This is a genomic window from Nostocoides veronense (assembly GCF_039531185.1).
In the GTDB taxonomy this organism is placed as follows: domain Bacteria; phylum Actinomycetota; class Actinomycetes; order Actinomycetales; family Dermatophilaceae; genus Nostocoides_A; species Nostocoides_A veronense.
Map to the genome: position 1 here is coordinate 18,967 of NZ_BAAAPO010000052.1, position 20,452 is coordinate 39,418.

General features: G+C 69.5%; 17 protein-coding genes. 11 read left to right on the forward strand and 6 right to left on the reverse strand.

Features of this window, described 5'->3' with window-relative positions; translation table 11 throughout:
* Position 1: 1 nt before the first annotated feature.
* Positions 2-2,092, reverse strand: a complete 2,091-nt coding sequence (locus ABD225_RS16365; protein ID WP_344087970.1) for a hypothetical protein — start codon at positions 2,090-2,092, stop codon at positions 2-4.
* Positions 2,093-2,237: 145 nt separating this feature from the next.
* Here ABD225_RS16365 and ABD225_RS16370 point away from each other — a divergent pair, with 145 nt between their 5' ends.
* Complete coding sequence (locus ABD225_RS16370) at positions 2,238-3,158, forward strand: AEC family transporter (protein ID WP_344087973.1); 921 nt, start codon at positions 2,238-2,240, stop codon at positions 3,156-3,158.
* 34 nt (positions 3,159-3,192) lie between these two features.
* On the opposite strand, the gene ABD225_RS16375 is transcribed toward ABD225_RS16370, so the two are convergent.
* Complete coding sequence (locus tag ABD225_RS16375; protein ID WP_425564472.1) at positions 3,193-4,941, reverse strand: helicase HerA-like domain-containing protein; 1,749 nt, start codon at positions 4,939-4,941, stop codon at positions 3,193-3,195.
* 69 nt (positions 4,942-5,010) lie between these two features.
* Here ABD225_RS16375 and ABD225_RS16380 point away from each other — a divergent pair, with 69 nt between their 5' ends.
* Positions 5,011-5,520: a LytR C-terminal domain-containing protein gene (locus tag ABD225_RS16380; RefSeq protein WP_344087976.1), complete on the forward strand. Its 510-nt coding sequence runs from the start codon at positions 5,011-5,013 to the stop codon at positions 5,518-5,520.
* 21 nt (positions 5,521-5,541) lie between these two features.
* Here ABD225_RS16380 and ABD225_RS16385 read toward each other — a convergent pair whose 3' ends face one another.
* On the reverse strand, positions 5,542-7,800 hold the full coding sequence (locus ABD225_RS16385) for an NHL repeat-containing protein (protein ID WP_344087979.1): 2,259 nt from the start codon (positions 7,798-7,800) through the stop codon (positions 5,542-5,544).
* A gap of 215 nt (positions 7,801-8,015) precedes the next feature.
* Here ABD225_RS16385 and ABD225_RS16390 point away from each other — a divergent pair, with 215 nt between their 5' ends.
* Positions 8,016-9,131, forward strand: coding sequence for a hypothetical protein (locus ABD225_RS16390; protein ID WP_344087982.1), 1,116 nt, complete (start codon positions 8,016-8,018; stop codon positions 9,129-9,131).
* Between the two features lie 107 nt (positions 9,132-9,238).
* Here the strand turns inward: ABD225_RS16390 and ABD225_RS16395 are convergent, their stop codons facing one another.
* Both ABD225_RS16395 and ABD225_RS16400 read right to left on the reverse strand, forming a co-directional pair.
* Positions 9,239-11,407, reverse strand: coding sequence for a glycosyltransferase (locus ABD225_RS16395; RefSeq protein ID WP_344087985.1), 2,169 nt, complete (start codon positions 11,405-11,407; stop codon positions 9,239-9,241).
* A complete protein-coding gene (locus ABD225_RS16400; protein ID WP_344087988.1) occupies positions 11,404-13,323 on the reverse strand; it encodes a glycosyltransferase in 1,920 nt (639 codons plus the stop codon). Before ABD225_RS16400 ends, ABD225_RS16395 begins: the two co-directional genes overlap by 4 nt.
* Before the next feature lie 89 nt (positions 13,324-13,412).
* Here ABD225_RS16400 and ABD225_RS16405 point away from each other — a divergent pair, with 89 nt between their 5' ends.
* The 4 genes from ABD225_RS16405 to ABD225_RS16420 are packed head-to-tail and all read left to right on the forward strand — an operon-like array spanning position 13,413 to position 16,921.
* Entirely contained in the window at positions 13,413-14,027 is a 615-nt protein-coding gene (locus ABD225_RS16405; RefSeq protein WP_344087991.1) for a hypothetical protein, read from the forward strand.
* A gap of 10 nt (positions 14,028-14,037) precedes the next feature.
* Positions 14,038-16,401, forward strand: coding sequence for a glycosyltransferase (locus ABD225_RS16410; RefSeq protein ID WP_344087994.1), 2,364 nt, complete (start codon positions 14,038-14,040; stop codon positions 16,399-16,401).
* Positions 16,402-16,451: 50 nt separating this feature from the next.
* Positions 16,452-16,757 carry an SDR family NAD(P)-dependent oxidoreductase gene (locus ABD225_RS16415; protein ID WP_344087997.1) on the forward strand — a complete coding sequence of 102 codons (306 nt, stop codon included), beginning with the start codon at positions 16,452-16,454 and terminating at the stop codon, positions 16,755-16,757.
* Positions 16,754-16,921 (forward strand): hypothetical protein, encoded by a 168-nt coding sequence (locus ABD225_RS16420; protein WP_344088000.1) that lies wholly within the window; start codon positions 16,754-16,756, stop codon positions 16,919-16,921. The genes ABD225_RS16415 and ABD225_RS16420 overlap by 4 nt, the downstream gene beginning before the upstream one ends.
* A 20-nt stretch (positions 16,922-16,941) precedes the next feature.
* Here ABD225_RS16420 and ABD225_RS16425 read toward each other — a convergent pair whose 3' ends face one another.
* Positions 16,942-17,583: a nucleoside/nucleotide kinase family protein gene (locus ABD225_RS16425; RefSeq protein ID WP_344088004.1), complete on the reverse strand. Its 642-nt coding sequence runs from the start codon at positions 17,581-17,583 to the stop codon at positions 16,942-16,944.
* Between the two features lie 16 nt (positions 17,584-17,599).
* On the opposite strand from ABD225_RS16425, the gene ABD225_RS16430 reads away from it, so the two are divergent.
* The 4 genes from ABD225_RS16430 to ABD225_RS16445 all read left to right on the forward strand — a co-directional run bounded on the left by ABD225_RS16430 (position 17,600) and on the right by ABD225_RS16445 (position 20,201).
* Positions 17,600-17,953, forward strand: coding sequence for a DUF2500 domain-containing protein (locus ABD225_RS16430; protein WP_344088007.1), 354 nt, complete (start codon positions 17,600-17,602; stop codon positions 17,951-17,953).
* A gap of 66 nt (positions 17,954-18,019) precedes the next feature.
* A complete protein-coding gene (locus tag ABD225_RS16435) occupies positions 18,020-19,183 on the forward strand; it encodes an LLM class flavin-dependent oxidoreductase (RefSeq protein ID WP_344088023.1) in 1,164 nt (387 codons plus the stop codon).
* A gap of 32 nt (positions 19,184-19,215) precedes the next feature.
* Entirely contained in the window at positions 19,216-19,863 is a 648-nt protein-coding gene (locus ABD225_RS16440; protein ID WP_344088010.1) for a CE1759 family FMN reductase, read from the forward strand.
* Entirely contained in the window at positions 19,860-20,201 is a 342-nt protein-coding gene (locus ABD225_RS16445) for a winged helix-turn-helix transcriptional regulator (protein ID WP_344088013.1), read from the forward strand. Before ABD225_RS16440 ends, ABD225_RS16445 begins: the two co-directional genes overlap by 4 nt.
* Positions 20,202-20,452 lie beyond the last annotated feature (251 nt).

The window sequence follows — 20,452 nt, forward strand, 5'->3', positions numbered from 1 at the left end:
GTCAGGGAACCGTCACTGTCTGGGAGGCGATGGTGGACGGATTGCCCCGACGGTCGGTGGCTTGAGCCTCGACCTTGTAGGAGCGTTGGGGCAATGTGCTGGTCACGGTATACCGCCAGGTCGAGGCGGCGTTCGGACCCCACAGGATCGCGGCATTCCACGTGCCCGTGCTGGTCCACGTCCCGAGCGCGCCATTCCAGTAGCGACCCGTCGCCACATCTTTCACTCGCACGGACACGGTCGCGACGCCGCTGGCGTCATGCGCCGTCCCCGTCGCCGTCACCTGGCCTGCCCCCAGCCCCGGACCAGTCAACGCCACGCCCGGGCGCGTGCTTTCGGCACCTGGGCCCTGGCGCGTGGAGAACTGCTGGACACGGCCATTCCCGGTCTCGACCGTGAACAGGTCACCCGCTCGGTCGAAAGCGATGCCCGAGGGCATCTTGAGTTGCCCAAATCGGCTTCCCGCCGCCCCGATCGTGCCCGCCGCGGCATAGGTCGTGCGGTGAAAGATCGAGATCTTGTTGCCCGTCGTGTCGGCGACATAGGCGTAGTCACCGCGGATCGCGACATCCCAGCCCAGCCCGCCAAGGGTCACGGTGCGCACAATGGCGCCGCTCGGGGCCACGACATAGACCTCAGGTTTGGTGTCCGAGGTGATCCAGACGTTGCCCGAGCCCGCATCCACCCCAACGCCCCGAATCAGCCCCTTGGTCGAGACCCAGCGACGCACTTCGGCCCCGGTGGCCGGGTTGTAGACATGCAAGGCGCCGGGGCGACGCTCGAGGGCATAGAGCAAGCCATTGCTCCACTCCAGGTCGTTGATGAATCGTGGCGTCACGATCCGGCGCACCACCGTGTCGAAGCCCTTGTCGAAGCCGACCAGGTCCGGGGCGCCCTCGAAGTTCGCGATCCACACATTGCGGGTGCTCGGATCGATCGCCACGCCCTTGGGGTAGTTCATTCCGTCCGGCGTGGTAGACCCCCGCCGACCGTGTGAGTCGAGGAGAGTCCCGTCCGGGGCGTACCGCAGCACCCGTTGGCCCCAGGCATCCGCGACGACGACATCGCCGGTGACCGGGTCGACATCAAGCGCTCGCGCCTGCGCGATGCCCGCCCGATCCATCGGCAGAGCCGGACTGGGATAGGCCGCCACGAAGGCGCCGGCGGCGGTAAAGCGCTGGACCCGCTGACCGCCATAGTCGGCGGCATACATCTGCCCGGCTGCGGAGAAGGTCAACTGTCGGGCACCATCGACGAACTGCCCGTTGCCTGTTCCGAGGCTGGCATAGCTCCGAATGCGACTGCCCGTCGGCGAGAACACCTCGATCGTGCCCGCCGCGGAGTTGGCGACATGGATCTGGCCGGATGCCGGGTCCACGGCGACGCCGCGAATATCGCCCTTGAACAGGCCCTTGCCCATATCGAAGCGCCAGGAGCCGGATGCGGAATAGGCATGGACGACCTTGTTGCCGACATCCGCGACATAGACGTTATTCGCCGCGTCGGTGCCCAGGCCGGTCAGACTGCCGAACTGCCCCGGGCCGGTGCCGGCCTTGGCCAGAGTGAGCACCGCGGTGGCACGCTGCGTCGCATCGTCCACGCGATAGCGGGTCAGCCGGGCCCCCTTGTAGGCCGAGGGCACCCAGAGGTAGCCCGCCGAGTCGACCGTCAGCCAGGTCGTCGAGGTCGGCATATCCAGGCCGTAGAGATAGCGCCCGGTCTTGTCGTACTTGCGGACATCGGCCGAGGTGCGCCCCTCACCGGTGACCGCGAGATAGATCGCGCCATCCCGCGGATCGACCCCGAGCGCCGAGGCCACACCACTGATGCGATTGCCCGGATTCTGCAGATCGCCGAGGATGCGTCCGTCCAGGCTCATCCGGCGAATCTGGCTCGAGAGGTAGTCCCCCACGAGCAGTTCGTTGCTCACGCGGTTATAGGCGATCCCCCAGGCCGCCAGCGCGGGCTGCGATGGTCCGCCGTAAATCCGTTGCGGCACATAGGTTCCAGGGCCCGCGGGCACCGGTGCAGCCAACGCTGGCAGGGTGAGCAACCCAAGCGCGGCCGCGACGAGGGCCGCGAGCGCGGCCATGGGACGGTGCGATGACCGGACGAACATCAGGCATACCCCCTGGAACACAACGAGCCGGACCGGACCCGTGGCAGCTAGTGTGCCGGACTCGTCCGACAGCCGGAACCACCTGCGGAAACATCCCCCACCTGACACGCTGATCGCCGTGGACGGTGTCTTCCTGGGCTTCGCGACGATCGTCCTGGTCATCCTGGTCGGCTTCGCGCTCGGGCACTTCGGCGTCCTGGACATGGCCGGCCAACGGGTGCTGGCGGAGGTGGCCTTCCAGGTGGGTAGCCCGGCCTTGATGATCACGGTGCTGTCCACGGCCGATGTCCACGAACTCTTCTCCCGCAACCTGCTCGCGACGCTGGCCGGAGTTCTGGTCCCCGCGACGGCCTTCCTCGTCATCTCGCGATGGTGGTGGCAGCTGCCCCTCTCGGAGCGGGTGATCGGCGCGCTGGCTTCGAGCTATGTCAACGCCGGCAACCTTGGCTTGCCGATCGCCGCCTATGTCCTAGGGGACGCCGCCCTCGTCGCCCCCACATTGCTCTTGCAATTGCTGATCATGCAGCCGCTGGCGCTGACCGTGCTCGACCACGACCGTCGCGGCGGCGCCTTCCGGTGGGGCTCGATCCTGCGCCGACCACTGACCAATCCGCTGACGCTCGGCGCGCTCGCCGGCGTCGCCCTGTCGGCGACGGACACGACGCTGCCGCCGCTGCTGCGCGACCCCATCGAACTCATCGGCGGCCTCGCCGTGCCGGCCATGCTCCTCGGGTATGGCGTGGCCCTGCGCCTCGGACCGCCCTTCGGGGGTGGAGCGCCCGCCCAGGTCGCCGTGACCTCGGTCCTGAAGCTCGCCGTTCAGCCCGCCATCGCGTATGCCTGTGCCCGGTGGGCGCTCGGCATGGACGGGCATGCGTTGCTCGCCGTCACCGTCACCTCCGCGCTGCCGACGGCGCAGAACATCTTCACGCACGCCACGCGCTATGGCCGCGCCGAGGCACTCGCCCGAGACACCATTCTCGTGACGACCCTGGGCTGCCTGCCGGTGATCGCCCTGGCCGCCTTGACTCTCGGCTGAGCCACGGAGCTCGGCCGCCTGCGGCGGGCGAGCCTCAGCGCCGCCGGCGAGCCGTCCCGAAGATCGAACGGGTGATCTCCCGGCCGATGACCGTGCCGGCCGAGCGCAGCATGGACTTAAAGGCGCTCGACTTCACGACCGTCTCCACCATCCCCGGATCCTCTTTCTCCGCCCGAGCCTTGGTGGGTTTGGGCGCGGATGGCACCGGGATCTGCGCGCCCGGACCGGCGGGGGCCGGCGCGTCCTGGGGCCCGTCGGCGGTCGGCGCGGCTTGGAGGCGGCGCTGCAGGATTTCGTAAGCCGAGTCGCGATCGGCCACCTCGGCATACTTCGTGCTCAACGGCGAGCCGGCGATGAGCTGCTGCACCAGGGCGGGATCGGAGGGTGCCATCAGCGATTGTGGGGCACGCATCATCGTCCACGCGACCGGCGTCGGCGCGCCTTTCTCGGAGAGCACGGTGATCACCGCCTGCCCGGTGCCGAGCTGGGTGAGCAGCTTCTGCAGGTCGTATGCCGTGTGCGGGTAGGTCGAGACTGCCGCCTTCAGGGCCTTGGCGTCGTCGGGGGTGAAGGCGCGCAGCGCGTGTTGGACGCGGTTGCCCAGCTGGGCCAGGACATCGGTCGGGACGTCCTTGGGCGACTGGGTGACGAAGAAGACACCGACACCCTTGGACCGAATCAACCGCACGGTCTGCTCGATCGCCTCCTGGAAGGCCTTTGAGGCGTCATTGAAGAGCAGGTGCGCCTCGTCGAAGAAGAAGACGAGCTTCGGCTTGTCGAGGTCGCCGACCTCGGGCAGGTCGTGGAAGAGGTCCGCGAGCATCCACATCAGGAAGGTCGAGAAGAGGGCCGGCCGGTCCTGGACGGCGGGCAATTCGAGACAAGTGATGATGCCCTTGCCGTCGGCGGCAGTGCGCAGCAGATCGCGGGTGTCGAACTCCGGCTCGCCGAAGAAAATATCGGCACCTTGGTCCTCGAAGGCGATCAGTTCGCGCAGGATGACCCCGGCCGTCGCTTTGGAGAGGCCCCCGAGATTCTTCAGCTCCGGCTTGCCTTCGTCGGAGTTGAGGAAGGTAATGACGGCGCGCAGATCCTTCAGGTCCAGCAGGGCTAGCCCATTCTTGTCGGCATAGTGAAAGACCAGGCCGAGGCTGGATTCCTGGGTCTCGTTCAGGCCCAAGACCTTGGCGAGCAGGGTTGGTCCGAAGGCGGTGATGGTGGCCCGGATCGGGGTGCCCTGCCCCTTGCCGCCGAGGCTAAGGAACTCCGTGGGGTAGGCCGTGCCGGCCCATGCTTGCCCGATCGAGCGCGAGCGCTCCTCGATCTTGGGATTGCTTGTCCCCGCGGTAGCCAGGCCGGACAGGTCGCCCTTGATGTCGGCGAGGAAGACCGGGACGCCATTGCCGGACAGCTGTTCGGCCATCAACTGCAGCGTCTTGGTCTTGCCGGTGCCGGTCGCTCCGGCGACCAGACCGTGCCGATTCATCACCGCAAGGGGGATGCGGACGGGGGCATCGGCATACACCTGGTCGTCGACGACGGCGGCACCGAAGTCGACGGCCGGCCCCACGAAGGCATAGCCGTCGCGGATCTCCGATGCCAAGGCGTTATCCGCCGCACCCCCGCTGGCGGGGGCATCGACGGTGGCCGCGACGCTACCCTGTCCGGCAGACTGCGCTCCGGTGGCAACCTCGGGGGTCGATGCGGCGTCATAAGAGGCAGCAGCCGGCTCCGAACCTGAGGTAGCAGCCGAAGGCGGGGTCTGCGAGGGTGTGTCAGTCACGCCTGTCAATCTAAACCGTGGGTCCGACAAACGCCGGGCGCACACCGCCGAAAGGGAGATTCCGAGAGCATGGCCGCTCCGATCGTCGCCGGACGACGACGCCGCACCCGGCAGATCCGCGCCGCCGCGACGCTCCTCCTTGCGCTCATCTTCCTTGGGGCGGCCTTCTACAAGGCGTATTCCTACATCCAGGATGACACCACCAGCCCGACGGTCAAGGCGGGCGATTGCATCACCGGCACCGCCGAGCAGCCCGTCGCGAAGCCGTCCACGGTGACGATCAATGTCTACAACGCGACAACCACGGCTGGGCTCGCTGCCAAGGTCGCGGCGACCTTGCGGGAACGCGGCTTCACCGTGGCCGAGATCGACAACGATCCGCTCGACAAGAAGATCACGGCCTCGGCCGAGATCCGTTATGGCGCTACTGGCCGACCCGCGGCCCGCACCGCCCGCTTGATGGTCAAGGACGCCAAGATGGTCAACGACAAGCGCACCGACGAGACCGTCGACCTGGTGCTCGGCAAGGCCTTCACCACCCTGGCCGATCTGCCAAGCTGCTCGCCCAAGAAGAGCTGACTTTTCGCTTCCAGGGCCGGATCAGGGCGCGGTGCGCCCGCCGGCCGTCGTGGAGAAGATGGTCGCCGCGGAGCCACCGCGATTGCCGGCCGCGTCGTATGACCGCACCGAGACCGAGTAGCTGCCTCGCGCCGTCGCGCCGATCAGCGGGAACCACCAGTTCGCCGCCTTGACATTGCCGCCCTTAACGCCAGCGAGGGTCCACTGCTTGGTGCTTCCCCAGGTCGCGATGCGGCCGTCCCACCACAGCTTGGACACGCGGTCTTGGATCGCGACTTCGACGGTGCCGACCCGCTGGTTGTCCGTCACGGTGCCGGTGATCGTCACGGGAAAGCCGACCGAGGCGCCGGACTTCGGCGCCGTGATGCTGACGGCCGGGCCAGCCGTGTCGGCTTTGACGAAGCCTTTGGTGTCGAAGACCTGGACCCGGTCGTTGCCCGCGTCCGCGACATACAGCTTGCCTGCACCATCGTGGGTCAGCCCCGAGGGATTGTTGAACTGCCCGGGCCGGGACCCGGTGGAGCCGAACTCCCCGACGAAATTGCCGGACTTGTCGTAGACGACCACGACATTGCGGTCGGAGTCGGTGGTGTAGATCAGCCCACCGATGATGTCGATATCCCACGGATTGCTGAACTGGCCCGGACCGGTGCCCTTGGAACCGATGACGGCCGGGACGCCCTGGCCGCCGGAGGGGGTGTAGTGGTAGATCCGGTCGTCATACCAGGAGGAGACGAAGATGTCGCCGCTGGCTGGGTCCACGGCGACCCCGGAGGCGCGCACATTGAGCTGCCCGACGGTGGCGCCGGTGCCCGGATCGAGCATCCGCACGAAGCCGCCATTGGCGTCCCCGACATACGCCTTGCCATTGCCGAACTCGATGTCGACCGGCTCGCTGAAGTTCTTGATGTCCTTGACCATGCCGAAGGTCGGGGTGACGATCCGCACGGCGCTGGAGGTGGTGTTGCTGATCCAGATCCGGTTATTGCCCGGTTGGAGGGCCAAACCGCGGGGATAGTTGAAGCCCTGCGGGGGCGTCGAGGAGCGGCGGCCCCACATCTTGTTCGGCGAGCCGTCGGGGTTGAAGCGCTGCACGCGGTGGTTGTTCTGCTCCACGACAAAGATGCCGCGGTTTATCGGGCTCACGGCGACATCGCGCGGGAGGGCGAGCGCACCTTGGGGCGCATTCTGCGCCGGGCTGGGATAGGCGCCGACGAAGGTGCCGGAGGCCGTGAACTTCAGCAGCCGGGTGTTGCCATAGTCGGCGGCCCAGACATTGCCGGAGCCGTCGATCGTGATTTGCCGCGCGCCATCGCCGAACTGGCCAGCGCCGGCGCCGAGGGACCCGAAATTGCCTTGCGAGACACCGGTATCGGCATTGAATCGCTCGATCTGGCCGGCGTTCGCGTCCACGACATATGCCGTGCGGGTCCGGGCGTTGACGGCCACGCCGCGCAGGTCGCCGGTGAAGACCGAGGAGCCGATCGTCAGATAGGGGCTGCCGTCCTGGTTGTAGACGATGACTCGTTTGGTGGCCGTGTCGGCGACCCAAACCCGGCCCGTGCTCGCGTCAACAGCGACGCCGGTGATCCACTTGATTTGGCCTTCGCCGGTGCCATAGCTGCCGTAGGTCGCCACCTGGGTGACGTCGGAACTGGAGGAGTCGAGACGGAACTTGCGCACCAGCGGCGGGTTCGTCGCGTTATTCCACGAGTGGCTGTCGCTGACATAGAGGTAGCCATCGCTGTCGACGGTGATCCACGCCTGATAGCGGGTGTTGAGTTGGTACTCCCGAATGAACTGACCGCTTGAGCTGAACTTCGCGATATAGCCGGTGTTCTCGCGCGAGTGGTCGGAGACATAAATCGAGCCGTCGCGCGGGTCGACGGCGATGCCTTCGGGCTGCCCGCGACGGTCCGAGGCGGCGCGATAGAAAGAGCCGAGCATGGAGCCGCCGGTCGAATAACGGCGGACTTGGTAATTGAGGTAGTCGCCCGCGAGGACCTCATTGGTGACGGGGTTGTATGCCGCACCCCAGGCATACAAGCCAGCGGACCCGCGCGCCCCGATGCTGCGCACATAGGTCGGCGGGGTCCAGGCGGCGGCCCTGGCCTGCGCCGGGGCTGCCGCGGGCTGGTTCGTGCTTGCCGTTGCGTCCGCCGCACCCACCGCGACTGCGGGGGCCGCCAGGGCGGTGACCAGCGCCGACGCCAGCCCGAGACGACGCACTCGGCGGGGGGATTCCGGGCGCGCGAAACCTGAGGGAAGCAGTACGGACATGGTCCCCATGGTGACATGAGCGTCTGACAGCCGAAAACCACCGCCGGGGCCCGAGTCGGCCTGGTCCCCCATTTCTCTCCGGATGCCGGAAAGTTGAGGTTCGAGTGGCCTAGAAAGTCACCCGAACCTCAAGTTTGTGGCATCCGGAGAGAAATGGGAGATCACCCGGCTGGGCCTTGTGGGCGGGGCGGGGCGGAGGTCGGACAATGGTCCTCATGAGCACGACCTTGGCCTGCTGCTGGGCGTTCGCACCCTGGCGCCACGAGGCGGCGACGACCGCTGCCGCCTGGCTGACGCGATCCGGCGCGACGAGCCTGGACGTGTTGCGCGCCGATCTCGACGCCTGTCTGCCGCGCGAGACGCCACGGCCCGCGATCGACGGACAGATCGCACGGGCGCGCTCGCTGCGCGGGGGTGCCATGCCGGTCGAGGCCCGAGCGGTGGAGGCGTACGCCGCGGCCGGGCTCGCGACCGCCGCGGACTGGGCGGCTGATTCCGGGCCGTGGGATCAGGTGTATTCGGGGCCGATGGGTTTGGCGGACCACGCGCTGGCCGCGTCGGTGCGCGCCGACGGGCTGGCGGGGCAGTGGGTCGCGCATGTCGATCCGTTGCCGACGCATGGCGTCGATGGGGCTCGGCTGACGGCGGAAATGGGCGCGACGTTGGCTGCCCGGCTGCTGCCGATGCTCCCCGCGGCGCCGGACTCGCCGCTCGTTGCCGACTGGATGCTGGCGCTGATCGCTCAGGCCGATGTTGTGCTGGCGGGCACGGAGGCCGCCGCTCAAGCCCTTGGCGAGCACCCGGCCTTCGCCACGGCCCGGCCGGCGGGCGCGCCGCCCGTCGTCGTCTGGCAGCGACCCGGATTGCTGGCCTTCCCGGCATACGACCAGGGGCCGGGGGTCTTGTCCGTGGCGGTGGACGCCCATCGCTTGCCGCGGCTGGAACCGGTGCTCGCGGCATACGCCATGCTCAGGCCGCAGGAGCAGGCGAAGGTGCCGCTGCGGATCCGCACCAATGACCCGCGCCCGGTCGGTGCCGCGCTGCGCCGCCGCGGGTTGGAGCCGCGCGTCGAGATCGCCGCCGACCCCTCCCCGGCCGCCCGGCTGGCCGGAACGCGAGTCGCCCTCGTGGTCGATGCGCCCCCGCCGGAGGGTGCGCGCTGGTCGCCGGCGGGTATGCCGGAGCTCGCCGACTATGCCGCCGCTGGCATCCCCGTTGTCGTTCTCGCGGAACAAGATTCGCCGTGGAGTGCGCTGCCGGGCGTCACCCACCTGCCGTCGGACCACCCGAGCGCGGCGCTCGCGGTCTTGAGGGCGCTCGCCGACGCGTGATCGAGAGGTCGAGTTCGGGAAACACGCCCGAAATCGGGCACTCGCGTCGGCGTGTTTCCCGCACTCGACGGTCTGGCACGGCGTCGTCTCGGGACGCGCCGAGGTTGTCAGCGGCCGAGGATGACGTCGGCGTATGCCGTCCCGGTGTCGCCGACCTCGCAGAGGGCATCGGCGGCGGCACGGACCCGCTCGGATTCGCGCTCCCAGTCCTCGCGGTCGGCGAGGGAGCGGATGCGGGCGGCCGCCTCGGCGGGCGTGTCGATGACCCAATCCGGGGTCGCGGCATAGATCGCGGCGGCTGCACCCGCATCACGCAATTGTGTCCACTCCCGGATCACCGGAATCGCGCCGGACGCGGCGGCCTCGACGACGCCGACGGGCCAGCCTTCGATCCGGGAGGTGGACAGCGCGAAGCCGCATTGGTCGAGAGCCTCCTCCAGCCGGCCGGTGAAGCCCACCCAGCGGATGGCGTCGCGCAGCGGTGCGGTGGTGGCGCGCGCGCGGAAGCGGGCGGCATACTCCCGGGCGGGGCCCGGCCCCGGCTCCCCGAAGTCGCGGCCGATGAGGTGAAGCTCCCAGCTCGGATCAGTGCCGAGCAAGTCGGCGAGGATGTCGAGCGCGAAGATTGGGTCCTTGACTCGACGGCCCCAGCCGACGAGCGCGATTCGGCGTTCTGCCCCAGGGGTTTTCGGGCGGCGGTAGCGCTCGACGTCGATGACATTGTTGATCACCCGCAGCGGCGTCGGGGGCTCGGCACCGGGGGCAGTGATCTGGGCGGCGAAGATATCGCGCACATGATCGGCGACGAAGATGACCGAGTCGACGGCGGCCCAGTCGACGAACTGGTGCCACACGCGCATCGCGTCGACGCGGTGGACGCGGATCACCAGTCGGGTGCCAGGTGGCACGGCGAGGCTGGCGAAAACGGCCCCCGGGTCGCACCAATCGGCAAAGATCGTGCCGGCGCCGTCGATGGCGGCCTCGAGCGCGGCGATCTGGGTCGCGGCCGACTCGTCACGCGGCAGGTCGGCCCAGGTGCCGGGGTCGATTCGGCGCAGCCACTCGGCCACCAGCGGCTCGACAATATTGTGGCGGGTCAGCAGCGAGCCGATAGTCGCCGGATCGGTGACCTCAGGCTCCGCGCCGGCCGCACGCAGCAGGTCGATGACCGGGCCAGCAAAGTTGCCATAAGCACCGCGCAGCACGACCACGCGATCACGCGCCGGCGACTCCGAGTCGTCGCCACGCTCGGTCCGGCGATGGGCCATCGCGGAATACGCATAGCGCGCGAAGTCCGAATCTCGCCACGGCGCAAGCCATTTCGCGGGGTCGTCCACGAGCGGGCTGTGCTCGGAGTCCGTATGCAGTTCGCCATTGAAGAGCAGCCGCAGCCCCGCAGTGACGAGGCGAACGGCATCCGCGAGTCGGCCATCCCGGCGGGCGGCGTCGGCCGCCCGGAAGGCATCGGCAGCCGCGGTGGCGTCGCTCGCCTCGCTCGGCGAACCGAGGGAAATCGCGCTCGATCGCCGCGCCGCGTCGATCCCATGGCGTGCCCGGACCGCCGCTGGCATCCGGTCGAGGGCGGGCGCGAGGTCGACGATCTCCTGGAAGCCGCCCTGCGCCGACAAGCTCGCCAGGGCCCGCCCGATGGCGGCGGCCATGGCGCCATCGGGGTCGGGCTGCTCGACCGCCTCCGCGATGAGGGCGGCGCTCGCGGCGGGCCGATTGCCGCGTCCGGATGCCTTGTCCAGCAAGGAGATCAGGTAGGCACGATGGGTTGCCATCGCGAAGCCGTCCCAGCTCACGACATCAATCGGATGCGTCGTGACGCCAGCAATCTGGGATCGCACGGAGCCGACAAGAGCCTCCGGCGCGACGATCGTCGCGACCTGATCGAGCGCTGCGCGGGCGGTCTCATGTCGGGTCAGGGCATCGACGAGACGCTTGCTGGGCGTGCTGAACCGCTCGCCATCGAACCAACCACGCGCCCCGAGCGCGACCTGGGTGGCCGTCTTGGGCAACGCGCTATTCGGTTGGGCGCGGTGGACGATGACCAGGCCTGGGGCATCGGGGTCTGGATGCAGTTCGGACCACAGGCCGGCGACCTGCCGCATGGCGCCGGGCTCTTCGCCGAGCAGCAGGACCTTCGCCGGCTGCGGGGACGGGGCTGGAGCGTCGATCTCCCCCGCGGCCTCGGTGTGGCGCACCTGACCATCCGGCACGGCGACCGGCTCGGCCGTCTCGTTCGGCTCGGCGGGGGGCGGGGGGATCGTCATACGGGCTCCCCGGCGAGGAAGTCGGTGAGGGTGGGGATCGGCCGGTCGGCGTCGGCGTTCCACTCCCCGGCGGCCGCCGAGGTCAGCGCCAACAGCGTCAGGTCTTGCTCGAAGAGTTCGCGGCCGCCGGCGAGCGCGGCCAGCCAGTCGACCGGCGCACCGGGCGCGCCATCGGTGAGCAGCAGGCCGACCCGGCCGGCGCGCAGCCGGGGCACGTCGAGACTCGGCATCTCCAGCAGGCCCGGCGTGAGCACGACGAGGGCATCGGCGGTCACGGCATCGGATGCGCTGACCATCTCGATCCGGCCAGACATCGGCAGCGCCGTCGCGCGCGGCAGGGTGTTGGGGCGGCGCGGACGACCCAGCGTGGGGTCTTCTTGGAAGATCACGCCGACCGTCGCGCCCTCGGGAATCAGCAGGTCACGCACCTCGCGCTTGGCGGTCAGGGCGCTCTCGATCGTGAGGTCCGCAAGATAGACGACATCGAAGTGGTCAGTCAGAGGCGCCCCGCCCGGGAGAGCACGCCGGAAGGACCGCGGGGCGGGGAAGGCCCGGCGCCGCAGCTGGGCGGCGGGCAGCAGCGGTGCCCGTCCGGGCGGCATATCCGCGTGAAAGGCCCGGAAGGCGGCGCGGTAGAGAACTCGATCGGGAGACATCCACTGGAGCCGAAAATCGCTGCGGGACAAGGAGCCTCCGCGCAGCCGGGTGATGGCCAGCGGGGTGAAGGTGTCGGCAGTCGGGCCGAGTCGGCGCTCGATGCGTTCGTGGTACTCGCTGTCCGCGCCCTTGCGGACCGTGTCGAAGACGCCGATTTGCTCGATCGTGGTGCGCCGCATCATCAAGGAAGAGGCATTGCGGCGCACCGACTCGCTGCCGAGCCATTGCAGGCTGAGGTCGTCGAGGGCACGGATGGCGTCGCTGCGGCTCGCGGGGGCCAGGGGGTTGTCGATCAGGAGCTTGACCTGGTCGGCGATCCGCTCGGGATGGCTCCAGTCGTCGGCGTCCTGGGTCGTGATGAAGCGGCCTTTGGCCTGGTTCAGGGCTTCATTGCGACCGAGATAACTGCCGCCGTTGATGGGCATGGTCACCAAGCGGACACGCGGATCGAGGGCCTCGGCCTCGGCATAAATGTCGGCATATGCGGGCCCGCTCGCATCGTCGACGAGTAGCACCTCGAGATTGCCATAGCTCTGCGCCGCCATGGAGCGAATCGAGTTGATCAGGCCGGCGTCGGGGGCGTAGCTCGGGACGATGATCGTCACGAGCGGGCCGTCGACCGAGGGGCCGGTCGCGGCATGCAGGCCGTCGAAGGGGTGCTCCGCCGAGAGGTCGAGTTCCACCGGGGCGCGGTTGGCATCGCGGATGCGGGCGTTGAAGAGATGGAGCCAGGCAGCCAGCGACTCGTCGGTGACCGCGGCGCCCGTCGCGAACGGATTGGCAAGGTCGATGCGCAGGTCGGAGACCTCGGCTCGGGTCAACGGCAGCGCGTCCATGAGCCGACGCACCGCGTCGAGGTCCCCCGCGAACCAGGCCATCTGCACGGCCAGTTGCGCCGACCACTCGGCTTCCTCAAAGGCCGACTTGCCAGAGCGGGCCAACAGATCGTCATACGCACCGCGCGCGAGCGGCTGGTCGCGGATCGCCTCACCGCCGACCGCCCACTGGTTCGCCAGGGCCAGGGCTGCGGGGATCTCGCGCAGCGCGCTCGATGGCCAGCGGCCGGTTGTGCGCAGCCGATCAGCCAGCGCATCCGCATCGAGGGCGCCGTGGCTGGCGCGCAGCGCGAGGACGTCAAGCAGTTTGGGGGCCGCCGTGCGCAGCGCTGCCCGCCCCAGGCCCCACACGGCGCCATCGGTCATCGGCCGGGTGGCGAGGCGGGCGACGGCGAGGTCGAGCACGTCGGTGGCCTGCGGCATACGGCTTGCTTCCTCGTGGTCGGCGGGGGTGCGTGGGATACTTCCGAAGCCTAATGCCGCCGTCGCCGACTCCCTGGGAGCGAACTTTTATGACGTCAAAGCGCGTCCTCGCGGGCCTTGCCGCGCTCGGCGGCCTCGGCCTGCTCGGCGTCCTCGGTGCCGCCCTGTCCTGGTGGTGGCTGGCCGTCGCCGCCCTGGCTGGCATGCTCGCCGTGATCGGCGTCGTCGTCCTGAACACCAATCTGCTGCTGCGCGCGCACCGCAAGGCCTTTGACCGCGCCGGCCGGGTGCCTGGTGGGCCTGCGGTGGTCGCCACCACGGCGGGTCCGAGCACGAACCAGGCGGATGTGACCGGGACCGTGCGCCTGCTGGCGGCGCAGTATGTCGGTCGCCTGGACCGCGCCCAAAGTGCCCTTGAACGCGCGGCGGCACGGTTGGGCGAGAAGACGGCCGGTCCGGCCGATCACGGCATCTTCGGCCACCTGCCGCATGGCAGCACGGTGCTGCTGCACCACCTCGACGAAGCCACGCTCGCGCACGCACGGGCCGCTCTGGCCGCCGGCCTGCAGGTGCGCGCTGTTGCCTCCGATAGCGCCGACCGCGAGCGCCTCGAGCGCGCCGGGCTAGGGGACGCCGTCACGCTCGTCGAGGACGCCAGCGATGCCGCGCACCCGATCAGCGTCATCCTTCCCGGCACCGAATGACGCAGCTCCCATGAGCCAGGGACAGCCGAGCCAGGTGCAGCCGGGCGAAGGACAGCCGAACCAGGCCCAGCCTGACCAGGCCCGGGCCCGCACCCGCGCGGCCATCATTGACCGGCTCGCCCAGCGGATCGCCGACGACGATCAAGCGTTTGCTTCCGCCCTGCTGCGTGGGCGCAATGTCAGCGGCCGGGAAGTTCTTGCCCGTCGCGCCACCCGCGGCCGGTTTGGTGACGCCGACCTGCAGGCCATCGGTGCCCGTCTGGCCACCCGCGGCACGGCACCTGCCACGCATGCGGGATCGCTAGACGCGGGCGAAGCTCACCCCGGCGCTGGCGGCATCCCGAGTGCCGACGCCGACCGAGGTGTCACCAGCCGTGACCTGCTCGCCGCCAGTGACCCGACGCTGCTCGCGGCCTATGCCTACGTCCTGGCATGCCAGCTCGGAGCGCCCCTCGACCAACAGACCGCCCTCGGCCTCTTCGACGCGCTGACGTCGTCCGGGACAACCCTCGCTAAGCGCGACGCCGAGACCCACGCGCAACTGCTCCTCGCCGCCGGCCGCCTCGACGATGCCGTCGCTGCCGCGCGCCTCAAGGCCGTCCGGCCCGCCAACCGCGCGCTCACCGAGGCCGACGCACTCAACCCCCACCTGCGCCCAGGCGCCCCGGAGGGCCCATGGATCGCGGCTTTGTCGGCCGCCCTGGTCAAGCCGGGCACCATACCCATCGCTCTCGCCCCACACGGGCGGACCACGTTCGACCGGCTCACCAGCGCCGCACCGGAACGGGCCGGGTCGGTGCGGGGCCCCCTCGTGGCCGTCATCATGAGCGCCTTCAACCCCGACGAGCGGCTGATCACCGCCGTGCACTCGATGGTTCAGCAGACCTGGGCGAACTGGGAGTTGCTGATCGTCGACGACGCCTCGCCCGAGCCGACACCGGGCGTTCTGGAGCGCGCCGAGGCCATGGACCCACGCGTCCGGGTCATCCGCAAGGCGGTCAACGGCGGGACCTATCGCGCCCGCAATACCGCTCTTCGTCAAAGCGGCGCCGACTTTTTCACCTGCTTGGACTCCGACGACTGGGCGCACCCGGAACGGCTGGAAAAGGGTCTCGCGCCGCTGCTCGCCGACCCCACCCTGATGGCCACCCGGTCGATGGGCGTGCGCGCAGACGAGGACCTGGTCATCACACGCCCGGGCTATCACGGCCATCTCGTCAACGCTCCTTCGCTGCTGGTCCGGATGCACCCCGCGGTCTCCCGGATCGGCCTGTTCGACACCGTACGCAAGGCCGCCGACACCGAGTACGCCCTGCGCCTGGAGGCCGCCTTTGGGGTGCCGATCGAGACCCTGCGCGCCGATGTGCTGACGATGGCGCGGCACGAGGCGACGTCCCTGTCGTTCGGTGAGTTCGCGCCCGGCTGGCGGCACGAGGCCCGGTCGGCCTACCGCGCGGCATACGGCCGCTGGCACGAGGAGATCCGCGGCGGCGCCGACCCCTATCTCGATCCCGAAGGCCCGCGCCGCTTCCCCGCCCCGACGCGCTGGCAGGCGCCGCTCCACCCGAGCCTGGCCCGCGCGCGCACGGCCGATGTGGTCATCGTCGACGATGTCCGGACCGGCCGTGCCGGCGCCGCCGCGAGCGCCGAGCGGATCGGCGGGCTGCGCGAGGCGGGCTTCGAGGTGGCGCTGCTGCATACCGAGAACCTCCTCGACGTCGCCGAGCACGAGAGCCCGCTCGATCCGGTGATCCAGGCGCTCGTCGATTCCGGCGAGGTGGAGCGGGTTTATCCCGAGGACGACCTGAGCGCCGGCGCTGTCCTGATCGGGAATCCCGAACTGCTGCAGTTCCCCTTCTGGGCGCAGCGCGTCTTCCCAGCCGCCCGGGTCCTGGTGGTCGCCTCCGAGTCGGACTATGTCGATCGCGAGAGCGTCGAGTCCGGTGGCCGCGAATTGTTCGGTGCCCCAGTCGAATTCGTGCTCCCCGGAACCACTCCCGCCGCTATCGCCGGGCTGCTCGCCGCCCGTTCAGCACGCCCCGGCGAGACCGTGCCCGAGGATGACGCGACGGTGGACGACGATCTGGGCGACCTGCCGGCCGTGAGCACCGACAAGGTCTGGCTCAACATCCCCACGCGCCGGCCCGGCGATGGTGAGCACGCCGATGCCTTGGCGATCCGGTATGCCGTGGACTCCCGCGCCGGGGCCCTTCAGTTCGCCCGGGACTTGCTCGGGCGGCTGGAGCCCGGAGAGGTGGCTTCCCCCGAACTGGTTGCGGCCCTCATACCTCCCGGGGTCGACGCGGTCGCCCAGCGCCTCTCCGGAGAGGTGCATCAGCTCGTCGCACCGGCCGACATACCCACCACCTCCTGAGCCGACGCCCCCGATGGGGCGCCGACCACGCTGAGGGGCACCATGGGGGTATGCGGATCGAGAACAAGCTTTTCGTGGTCACCGGCGGCGGCAATGGCATCGGTCGCGAGGTGGTTCTGACGCTCTTGGCACGCGGTGCACGCGTCGCCGCGCTTGACCTGCGCGAGGCGGCGCTCGCGGAGACCACGGCCCTGGCCGGAACATCGGCAACCGGTCGGCTCACGGCATACCCCGTGGACGTCGCCGACCGGGCCGCGGTCGACGCCGTCTTTGAGCGCATCGCGGCGGATCAGGGCCCGATCGACGGCCGCCCGGCGCCGAGGGCGCGGCGCCCGAGGCGGGCGGTTTCCCGATGACCGAGCCCGCCGAGGCGGCCCGCCAGATCCTGGATGCCATCACCAAGGGCGGTTATCGCGTCACGATCGGCAAGGACGCCACGATGCTCGACCGGCTCTCCCGGCTGGCCCCGCAGCGGGCGACCGACATGATCGCCAAGAAGATGGCCTCGCTGCTGGGGTGAAGAACGGCACGCGCGGGTGTTCAGCGCATGGTTATCTGTAGGTCGGCGCCGACGGCACTGTCGATGACGAGTCGGGCGTTGGCCTCGTCATTGCGCAGCACCCACTCCTGTGCGTCCTGCGCCGACTTGCCGAATTGCACGTGCCGGCCGATCAGGCGTTGCACCCGCACGTCGTCGTCCACGCCGACGAACCACACCTCATGGCAGGCAGCACGGGTCCGCGGCCAGGCATCTGATCCGAGGAGAAGGTAGTTGCCTTCTGTCACAACGACTTCCACGCTCGGCTCCACGACGACCGCACCCGCGATCGGCTGCTCGAGGTCGCGCTCGAAGTCCGGCCCATAGATAGGGCGCTCCCGGTCGCGACGCAATCTCTCGAGCAGCACGGCATACCCATCGCTGTCGAAAGTCGGCGGGGCGCCCTTGACCTGCCGCAGCCCGAGCCGGTCCAACTGGACGTCGGCGAGGTGGAAGCCGTCCATCGGCACCTGAACGGCGCTGCCGGGGGCGCGATCGTTCAGCGCCGCCGTGAGCGCCCTCGCCAGCGTCGACTTGCCCGCCCCGGGTGCTCCGACGATGCCGATGATCAGGCGCTCGCCAGGATCGGGTCGCATCGCGTGAATTCGGTCGGTCATGTCGGCTAGCGTCGGAGTCAGGTCCATGGCGTCATCGTCGCGCATGTGCCGACAGGTCGGCCAGGGGGCTGCCGGCGGGCCATGTCATCATCGGCACCGATCGATCCTCCGCAACGCTCAGGAGCCTCAATTCCCCGAAAGCGCCATTGTCACGCTTGTCCCGATCTTCATCGGGCTCATCGCGCTGCTGGTCTTCGGCGGGATCATCATTGCCATCTTCAAGGGCATCCAACGGCAGGCGGTCAACAAGGCCAGCCCGCAGTTGGCCCGGCAGGCGCGCGTCACCGCCAAGCGCTCCGGCTTCACAGGCACCAGCGACCACCGGAGCAACACCCATACCGCCAACGCTAGCGGCTGGCCCGCGGGCGGCCGCCCGACCCGCGTCGCCACCCCCTAGGAATAACTGAGCCACTATGGTGTTGATAGCAACATGACGACTTCCACCGCTACCACCGAGAGCACCATGCAGTTCGGCATTTTCACCGTCGGCGATGTGACCACCGACCCGGTCACCGGCGCCACTGTCACCGAGCACGATCGGATCAAAGCCACCGTCGCTATCGCCAAGAAGGCGGAAGAGGTGGGCTTGGACGTCTTCGCGACCGGCGAGCATCACAACCCGCCCTTCGCCGCCCCGGCCAATCCGCCGGTGCTGCTGGCCGCGATCGCCGCGCAGACCCAGCGGATCATCCTCTCCACCGCCACCACCTTGATCACCACCAACGACCCGGTTCGGCTGGCGCAGGACTACTCCTACCTGCAGCACCTGGCGGGCGGCCGGATGGACCTGATGCTCGGGCGCGGCAACACCGGGCCGGTCTATCCCTGGTTCGGCAAGGACATCCGCAACGGGCTCGACCTCGCGGTCGAGAACTACGCGCTGCTGCACAAGCTGTGGCGCGAGGAGTTGGTGACCTGGAAGGGCCGCTACCGCGCGCCGCTGCAGGGCTTCACCGCCACCCCGCGGCCGCTGGACGGTCTGCCGCCCTTCGTCTGGCACGGCTCGATCCGCAGCCCGGAGATCGCCGAGCAGGCCGCCTTCTATGGGGACGGCTTCTTCAGCAACCACATCTTCTGGCCCAAGGAGCACACCGCCCGGATGGTCGAGCTCTATCGGCGCCGGTTCGAGCACTACGGACACGGCAGCGCCGACCAGGCCATCGTCGGCCTCGGCGGCCAGGTCTTCATGCGCAAGAACGCCCAGGACGCGATTCGTGAGTTCCGGCCCTACTTCGACAATGCCCCGGTGTATGGCGGCGGCCCCAGCCTGGAATCGTTCATGCGCGAGACCCCGCTGACCGTGGGCAGCCCGCAGCAGGTGATCGAGCGCACCCTCTCCTTCCGCGACTATGTCGGCGACTATCAGCGACAACTCTTCCTAATCGACCATGCCGGCCTGCCCCTGAAGACGGTGCTGGAGCAACTCGACCTGCTCGGCGAGGAGGTCGTGCCGGTGCTGCGCAAGGAGTTCGCTGCCCTGAAGCCGGCGCACGTGCCCGGCGGCCCGACCCACGCCGCGCGCCTGGCTGCCGTGCCCCCGAGGGCCGCCGCGGCCGCGACCGAGTCGGTCAGCGACCGGTGGACCGGAACGCGCGCCGAGGACGGCAATCCGGCCGCGGTGGCCTGAGCAGCCCGTCGTCCAACGAGAGGAAACGAGCGATGGACCCCTTCGTCATCACCATCATCAGCGCAGGCCTGCGGGTGCCCAGCTCCACCCGGCTGCTGGCAGACCAGATCGGCAGGGAGGCGCGCGAGGCGATCGCCGGGTCATTGTCCCCGGACACCCCGATCCAGGTGCGCCACATCGAGGTTCGCGAGCACGCGCACGCCATCGCCGACGCGCTGCTGACCGGCTTCCCGGCCGGGCAGTTGCGCGAGGCGCTGGCCGATGTCGTCGCCGCCGACGCTCTGATCGTCGTCTCGCCGACCTTCCAGGCCTCCTTCAGCGGCCTGTTCAAGTCCTTCGTCGACCTGATCGAGATGGACCAACTGCGTGGCACCCCCGTCCTGCTCGCCGCCACCGGCGGCACCGAGCGGCACTCGCTGGTGATCGAGCACGCGCTGCGCCCGCTCTTCGCCCACCTCGGGGCCTTCCCGGTCCCGACCGGGGTGTATGCCGCGACCGCCGACTTCGGCGGTGACTATGCCCCCGCCCTGGCGGCCCGGGTGACTCGCGCCGCGCAGGAGTTGGCGAGGCTGGCCGCCGGGGGGTCGACATCCGGCAGTTCGCTGCGCCGGCCACCGGTGGATGAGTTCGCGCAGGTGAACCCCTTCGCCGCGCTGCTGGCGGCGGCGGGCCAGGAATGAGCCCGACACCGGCCGCCAGCGGCGTCACCTGCGGCGTGATCGAAGAGGTGATGGCCGTCCTGGGCCGGGCCTGGGCGGGCGCGGTCCTCGAGGCGATGCTCGGCGGAGCCCAGCGGTTCAGCGAGATCGGCCGGGCCGTCCCGGGCATCACAGATGCCGTGCTCTCGGCCCGGCTGAAGGAACTGTGCGCGCACGGCCTGGTCGAGCGGATCGTCGAGGCCGGGCCGCCGGTCGCGGTGAGCTATCACTTGACCCCAGCCGGCCGCGACGTCGAGCCGGTCCTGGACGCCATCCGTGCCTTCGGGCTGCGCCACCCTCGGGTGGGGGCCCGCAGCTAGGACTGCTCCGTGCTCTGGGGCCTGCGCGCCTGTGCTGCGACGGGTCCGTTTGGCGAGGATGGGCTCCGGGGCTTGGCGAGTCCGCTGCGTTCGCTGCGTGATTGCGTCATCAACCCTGCTGCCATGACCCCTTTCTCCACGAGTACTGCCTCGATTAGGGCCGCGGCATGCGGTACCCCTTAACCTCGATCCACCGATCGACTTGGCGCGGTGTGGTGATCCGGCGCGTCGGAACATGAGAATGCCCCTGT

What these genes read in the sequence shown, in the direction of transcription:
- ABD225_RS16415 (WP_344087997.1), top strand. Translation starts at nt 16,452, where the DNA reads ATGCGGATCGAGAACAAGCTTTTCGTGGTCACCGGCGGCGGCAATGGC.
- ABD225_RS16420 (WP_344088000.1), top strand. Translation starts at nt 16,754, where the DNA reads ATGACCGAGCCCGCCGAGGCGGCCCGCCAGATCCTGGATGCCATCACC.
- ABD225_RS16395 (WP_344087985.1), bottom strand. Translation starts at nt 11,407, where the DNA reads ATGACGATCCCCCCGCCCCCCGCCGAGCCGAACGAGACGGCCGAGCCG.
- ABD225_RS16390 (WP_344087982.1), top strand. Translation starts at nt 8,016, where the DNA reads ATGAGCACGACCTTGGCCTGCTGCTGGGCGTTCGCACCCTGGCGCCAC.
- ABD225_RS16430 (WP_344088007.1), top strand. Translation starts at nt 17,600, where the DNA reads ATGTGCCGACAGGTCGGCCAGGGGGCTGCCGGCGGGCCATGTCATCAT.
- ABD225_RS16425 (WP_344088004.1), bottom strand. Translation starts at nt 17,583, where the DNA reads ATGGACCTGACTCCGACGCTAGCCGACATGACCGACCGAATTCACGCG.
- ABD225_RS16445 (WP_344088013.1), top strand. Translation starts at nt 19,860, where the DNA reads ATGAGCCCGACACCGGCCGCCAGCGGCGTCACCTGCGGCGTGATCGAA.
- ABD225_RS16440 (WP_344088010.1), top strand. Translation starts at nt 19,216, where the DNA reads ATGGACCCCTTCGTCATCACCATCATCAGCGCAGGCCTGCGGGTGCCC.
- ABD225_RS16385 (WP_344087979.1), bottom strand. Translation starts at nt 7,800, where the DNA reads ATGTCCGTACTGCTTCCCTCAGGTTTCGCGCGCCCGGAATCCCCCCGC.
- ABD225_RS16405 (WP_344087991.1), top strand. Translation starts at nt 13,413, where the DNA reads ATGACGTCAAAGCGCGTCCTCGCGGGCCTTGCCGCGCTCGGCGGCCTC.
- ABD225_RS16410 (WP_344087994.1), top strand. Translation starts at nt 14,038, where the DNA reads ATGAGCCAGGGACAGCCGAGCCAGGTGCAGCCGGGCGAAGGACAGCCG.
- ABD225_RS16365 (WP_344087970.1), bottom strand. Translation starts at nt 2,092, where the DNA reads ATGGCCGCGCTCGCGGCCCTCGTCGCGGCCGCGCTTGGGTTGCTCACC.
- ABD225_RS16380 (WP_344087976.1), top strand. Translation starts at nt 5,011, where the DNA reads ATGGCCGCTCCGATCGTCGCCGGACGACGACGCCGCACCCGGCAGATC.
- ABD225_RS16435 (WP_344088023.1), top strand. Translation starts at nt 18,020, where the DNA reads ATGCAGTTCGGCATTTTCACCGTCGGCGATGTGACCACCGACCCGGTC.
- ABD225_RS16400 (WP_344087988.1), bottom strand. Translation starts at nt 13,323, where the DNA reads ATGCCGCAGGCCACCGACGTGCTCGACCTCGCCGTCGCCCGCCTCGCC.